Raw genomic sequence first — 5,973 nt, forward strand, 5'->3', positions numbered from 1 at the left:
CGGTATCAACAAACATGGCACACTATTGAGTTCTCAAACAACAGACACACCCGACACCAAACAGAACCAAACAGTCCCATCATCGCTCCGGAGCAACTTTTCAAACTTACCCGAACTTGGCGGCTTTAGCAAATCACCATTTCCGTGATTTTCAGCCCCACCAGGTGGGTCCCTACCTGCAAGTTCCGCACACTAATAGCGTGCCATTTACAGGCTGTTTATAAGGGGTCGGTCGCTATCTTTCCGCTTCAGCGGCGGCGACTAGACTTACTGTACACGCCACATGTCCTTGAGCCAAATCACTGATCCGACACCTATCCAAAGGTCAGTCCCGGTAGCCCGGACCGCCCGTAGTGGCGAGATGTCGCATGGGTCTTCACCGCTCGCCGTGACTCACCAACTGCTGAGTCTGAAGGGATCTTGGTTTCTCTGTTTGGGGCCCGCTGCGCCGAAGGTTCGCCACGTATGGCCCCATAAACTCACGAAGGGCGGGGCGGTGGGCCTGCTTACCCCGAAACCCCGGAATGCCTCCACCGGGCAAGTCATCGACTGGCATGGACTCCGCTGCTCGTCGGCTACGAGCCCAAACCAGGAGCGACGCAGCAAACCCTCGTGGTTAGCAAATAGGTGCCATCCTCGCCGCCGACCGCTCGAAAACAAAATGTTCTGGATCTCGTCTGTTCTCGGCGAAGACGGGCACACAATCGGTGGATTCATCGACGGTTGGGCATCCGAACCGATGGTCGGATGCCACACCCAGCACCACAACGATCACGGCCTACCGGCGCCCTTGACAGTCAAAGCTGTACTCAGGTCACACCATCCCTATGAGTGACAGCGTGAAGGCCCAGACGCTGATGAATGCCAGCAATCCAAGGCTGTAGGGAATGGAGGCCCGGAGGATCGCGGCTATGAGCACCAGCGCGCACCCCAATCCTTTGAGCGTGACTATGAGTTGGCCGATGAGCATTGAAGCCTTATTGGTGGGACTCGACAGGAATGTGACAAGGACCGCGAGAAGCAAAACGCTCCCGATTGCGTTGACGGGCGTCCAGCTGTAGGTGTTTCCGACAATAGCTCCGCCAGCCGTGGTGATTGCCCCAGTGACCCGGGGAATCGGGACGGTGGCGACAAGTCCAACCAGTGCACCACCGGGAACGAATAGCGCTTTGAAGAACGGCGCACTCCAGAGGAACGCACATCCCGTGAGGATATAGAAGGAGCTCCAGGCGGCGATGACTTCGCGCGGCGTGTACCGTTTCGCATCGGGCGCTTCCTTCACGTTCACCCGGAACGTACGAATGGGTTCCCAGAAGCGGCACAGGACGGCGATAGTGGGCATCCCCAGCAGACCGGGAACGATGACGGCCAGCTCAGGTCCGAGCCAGCGTGGCCACCGGAGAAGACAATTGTGACCAAGACCGTTGCCGGCGAGGTTCCCCGGCGACCACGCCAACCGTGGAGTATTGCATCCAGTAGGAAAGGTATGGGTATAGCGATCGGTTGCAGGATGAAGACGAGATCCCTCGACAAGTCCATGACGCCCACCCCGCCGACGTGCGCGCCGACTATCACTGGAATCCCGACCGCCCGACCGCCCGACCGCCCCGTCAGCGCCGGCGGCGAAGTTCGCCACAAGGCGCACCATTGCGGCCTTCGCTGGACGGGACTCTGGCTGAACGAGCATTGCTGCACAGATCGCAATGCAACTTCGAAGCCAGCTACTCCCTCCAGGAACGCTCCGAAGGAGAAGCTGATGAATAAAACCTGCAGACGCTGATCCGGGCAGACAGAGGCTACAAACGCGCGAATGACCGCGAGCGACCACTGGCTACTGCCAGTTTGTAGAGCCACACGGCCATGACGATAATGTAAGCGATGGGCCGGACTGCATTCCGGGATCCAATAAAACCGGCTCCTCCTACTGACGGGAAAGGTATCCTGATCACCATTAACGCACTAAGGATCTCAGTCAGGAGAGCCCCGGTTGTGGCAACGAGGCCGGTCAATTTGAACGCGACCAGACAGAGCAGGAACACGACAATGGGTATTGCCACGATCGCCGCGGAAAGGAGGGGCGATTTGAATGGGTCGAGAGATTGGATCCCCATAATCTCTACTCCAGGCTCTTAGGAGATCTGACTCAGCGACGTACGGATTCAATCACGCCGGACAAAGCGCCGGCTGACCGCGCGAGGAGCTGCAGTTCCTTCTCGGAGAAGGGCGTGCTTCTGATCGGCGCAGCACCCGAGGCATCCACGATGGATGGAACCGACAGTGCTATTCCGTCGATTCCATGGAAGTCGTTCAGAACTGTGCTGACCGGAAGGATGGCTTTCTGATCCTGAAGAACAGCCTCGACGATGCGTGCACTTGAGAGACCAATCGCGTTATTCGTTGCACCCTTCCCACGGATAATCTTGTACGCGGAATCGCGGACGTCAATCGCAATGTTGTCGAGTTCGTCGACCGTGAGCCGGGGGTGTCCCTCGGTCTCCCATTCGAGGATGGGGACCGGCCCAATTCTCGCCTCCGACCACAGCGGAAACCCTGTGTCACCGTGTTCACCCACGATAAATGCGTGCACGCTGCTGGTGGCAACTCCTGCCCGTTCGGCGAGTTTCCACCGTAACCGTGACGTGTCCAGAACAGTTCCCGAGGAGAAGATCCTGTTTGGGGGGAGGCCGGAGGCTTCAGCTGCGAGAACGGTCAACACGTCGCATGGGTTAGTGACCAAAATATAGATTGCTTCGGGTGCCGCTCTTAGCAGGTCCGGCATCATCTTGGCCAAGATCGACGCGTTGACTGATGCAAGTTCGACGCGTGTCTGTCCTGGTTTCTGTTTTGCACCCGCGGTGATGGCAACGACGTGGGATCCCTCGACCACAGCCAGATCGGAACCGCCAGTAACGGTGCCCGCGCCAGTGAATTGGGTACCGTGCGCGAGGTCCAGAACTTCGGCCTCGACCTTATCGGTCACAATATCGTATAGAGCAACGTTGCGGGCTGAACCGCGGATGAGCGCCGCGTAAGCAACGCTCGTCCCCACGCTCCCAGCACCTACGACGGTGAGCTTCGAACTTTCCCTGTTAGTCATGAATGTGCACCTCTGCGATTGGGGCCCGACGCCGAGCGTTACTGGGTGGGTCTCGTGATCATTGGTGTGCAGCGCAATTGCGTGATTCACAGAACAGGAGCGCACGAGCCGGTCGACTTGGGGACCCGCCGAGTCGGCAACAATCTGAGAGCTCCTGTCCCAGTGTGCCAAATTGTTATGGGTACCAGAGAGGGTGCCTGGTCTTTGGGTCCGTCGGAAGTGTCTGCCCATAGTGACGAAATGCCACGCACAGCGCATCGGCTACGTCAGCCTCGGTATGCTCGTGTGTTCAAGCGCACCGTCACTGCCAGGCTATCGTGGGGTGGCCCTTTCGATCAGGGTCGAAAGACCCTGATCAAGGGGGATTACTATTTGAATCCCGGCTGGCCTGCACACACGCCGGCTTTGGTGGCTGCTACGGCTTCCCCGCCGTACCATGACCAGCGCCTTCGATTGCCAGCCCCACCAACTCCTACTGGAGCTATGGGCGTCGCCCGAACTTTTTGCGTCATTGAGCGGCCTAGGGATTTCGGACAGTGGGACCTCTTAAACTGAGGTTTCTACTGAAAGTGAGATCTGCAGTATGTCTGCATCGCGTCGCCGGTTTAGCCAGGAGTTCAAGGACGAGTTGGCCCGGGAAGTTATCGATACATCCAAGCCCGTGGTGGATGTCGCCAAGGCCTACGGGGTAGGGCCGGAGACCCTGCGGCGGTGGGTGATGAAATACCGTGAATCCCAGGGTGGGACCGAAACCGATCTGAGCGTTTCAGAACGTGCCCGGCTGAAGGAACTCAAGCGGGAAAACCAGGAACTCCGCGCCGAGGCCGCATTCTTGAAAAAAGCGGCCTCGTACTTTGCAAGGGATCCACGGTAGTGGCGAAGTACGAGTTCATCGATTCCCAAAAGAACACCCCCGGGGCCACGGACCCGGTCTCGAAGATGTGCCTGTGGCTGACCGTATCGACCTCCGGATTCTATGACTGGCTCTCCCGGCCCCGCTCGGCCACTGCGGCCCGCAAACAGGTACTGGCGGTGCGTATCCGGTACTTCTTCGAGGCAGCCGACGGGACGTACGGGTATCGGCGGATCCACGCCGACCTCGCCGCGGAGGGGACGCTGTGTTCCCCGGAGCTGGGGCGCTCGATCATGCGCGCCGAAGAGTTGGTGCCGTGCCAGCCGCGCCCGTTCCGGGTCACCACCCATGCCGACGCCGAAGGGGCTGCCGCGGTCCCGGACCTGGTGAAACGCGACTTCACCGCGGACCAGCCCGGGGTGAAGTTCGTCGGCGACATCACTTACTGTTGACGCCAGCTGAAAGTAGGGCCAGGAACGCCATTTGAAAACAGGGCCACCGACCATGATGGAAGGTGATCAATTTGGATGATTGGGCGGAGATACGCCACCTGTTTTCGACGGGCAAGCACTCGAAGCGTGAGATCGGCAGGATCGTGGGGGTTTCCCGCGGGACCGTGGACCGGGCGTTGGAGTCGGGCCGGGTGCCGAAGTATCAGCGGGCGTCCGGAGTGTCGAGTTTTGACGCGTTCGCTCCGAGGGTGCGGGAGTTGTTGGCGAAGACGCCGACGATGCCGGCGGCGACGCTTGCGGAGCGGGTGGGTTGGTCTGGTTCGGCGTCGCTGTTTCGGGCGAAGGTTGCCGTGATCCGGCCTGAGTATGCTCCGCCGGACCCGGCGGACCGTCTGGTTCACGACCCGGGTTTTCAGGTCCAGTGCGATTTGTGGTTCCCGCACGAGCCGTTGCCCGTGGGCGAGGGGCAGCACGATACTCCACCGGTGCTGGTGATGACGTCGGCGTTCTCGGGATTCATCCAGGCGAGGATGCTGCCCTCCCGGACGACCCCTGATTTGCTGGGCGGAATGTGGGCTCTGCTTCAGGATGCGCAGGCGGTTCCGTCACGGCTGTTGTGGGACAACGAATCCGGCATCGGACGTCGCCGGCCCACGGAACCGGTGGCCGCGTTCGCCGGGTCGTTGAGGTTGGAGATTAAGTTGCTTCCGCCGCGGGACCCGGAGTCCAAGGGCATGGTGGAGCGGATGAACAGGTTCTTCCGGCAGCGTTTCATGCCGGGCCGGCACTTCGTCTCGCCAGCGGATTTCAACGGCCAGTTAGATGAGTGGTTACCGACGGCTAATCACCGGTATTCGCGTTCCCGTCACGGCCGCCCCGATGAGCTGATCATCTTGGACCGGCAGAAGATGCGCCCACTGCCGCCGGTGACCCCGGGTACGGTGTTCCGCAACACGGTGCGTCTGCCACGGGATTACTACGTGCGGGTGTTTTCCAACGACTACTCCGTTGACCCCTCGTTTATTGGGCGGATCGTTGATGTCATCGCCGATCTGGACACGGTCACGGTCACCCATGAGGGGGCCGTCATCGCCACGCACGTCCGGATATGGGCGCGGCATCTGGTGATCACCGATCCTGTCCACGTGGCCCGGGCCGCGGTGATGCGCCGGGACTTCCACGCCCAACGAGCCCACCGACCCGACATGGTGGAAGCCGGGGTGCTGGAGTCCGTTCAGGTGCGCGATCTCGGCGTCTATGACGAGATCTTCGGCATTGACCACTGCCAGCAGCCAGCCCTGCTGGAGGTGGCTTCATGACTGGGACGCCAGCCCAGATCGAGTATTACGCCCGGACGTTGCGCGCCCCGCGGATCAGTGACGGGTTCCGCCGGCTCGGGGACCAGGCCCGGGACGCCGGGTGGTCTCACGAGGAATACCTCGCCGCGGTCCTCTCCCGTGGAGCCTGTCAAGTTGTTTGTGTAAGCGGGGTGCCTCTGGGTGGTTTTCATAGGTGGGGGTTGATGCGGTCGGGGTAAGCGAGGGCGAGTTGGGCGAGGGCTTGTTTCCAGT

General features: G+C 60.5%; 3 protein-coding genes and 3 pseudogenes. 3 read left to right on the plus strand and 3 right to left on the minus strand.

Annotation, left to right across the window (positions count from 1 at the left end; all coding sequences use genetic code 11):
- Positions 1–814 precede the first annotated feature (814 nt).
- From ACX80G_RS17040 to ACX80G_RS17050, 3 genes and pseudogenes are all read right to left on the minus strand, one after another.
- Complete coding sequence (locus ACX80G_RS17040) at positions 815–1,456, minus strand: L-lactate permease (protein WP_459309205.1); 642 nt, start codon at positions 1,454–1,456, stop codon at positions 815–817.
- Positions 1,457–1,461: 5 nt separating this feature from the next.
- Positions 1,462–2,111: pseudogene (locus ACX80G_RS17045) on the minus strand (L-lactate permease); the annotation flags it as partial.
- A 32-nt stretch (positions 2,112–2,143) separates the two neighbouring features.
- A complete protein-coding gene (locus tag ACX80G_RS17050; protein ID WP_459309207.1) occupies positions 2,144–3,097 on the minus strand; it encodes an L-lactate dehydrogenase in 954 nt (317 codons plus the stop codon).
- Positions 3,098–3,680: 583 nt separating this feature from the next.
- On the opposite strand from ACX80G_RS17050, the pseudogene ACX80G_RS17055 reads away from it, so the two are divergent.
- The 3 genes and pseudogenes from ACX80G_RS17055 to ACX80G_RS17065 form a co-directional block, all read left to right on the plus strand.
- Positions 3,681–4,396, plus strand: a pseudogene (locus ACX80G_RS17055) (IS3 family transposase); the annotation flags it as partial.
- 68 nt (positions 4,397–4,464) lie between these two features.
- Positions 4,465–5,721: an IS21 family transposase gene (gene istA, locus ACX80G_RS17060; RefSeq protein ID WP_459309208.1), complete on the plus strand. Its 1,257-nt coding sequence runs from the start codon at positions 4,465–4,467 to the stop codon at positions 5,719–5,721.
- Positions 5,718–5,861 (plus strand): annotated as a pseudogene (locus ACX80G_RS17065) (IS21-like element helper ATPase IstB); the annotation flags it as partial. The gene istA and the pseudogene ACX80G_RS17065, both read left to right, overlap by 4 nt.
- Positions 5,862–5,973: the final 112 nt, after the last annotated feature.

Source organism: Arthrobacter glycogeni (assembly GCF_054510815.1).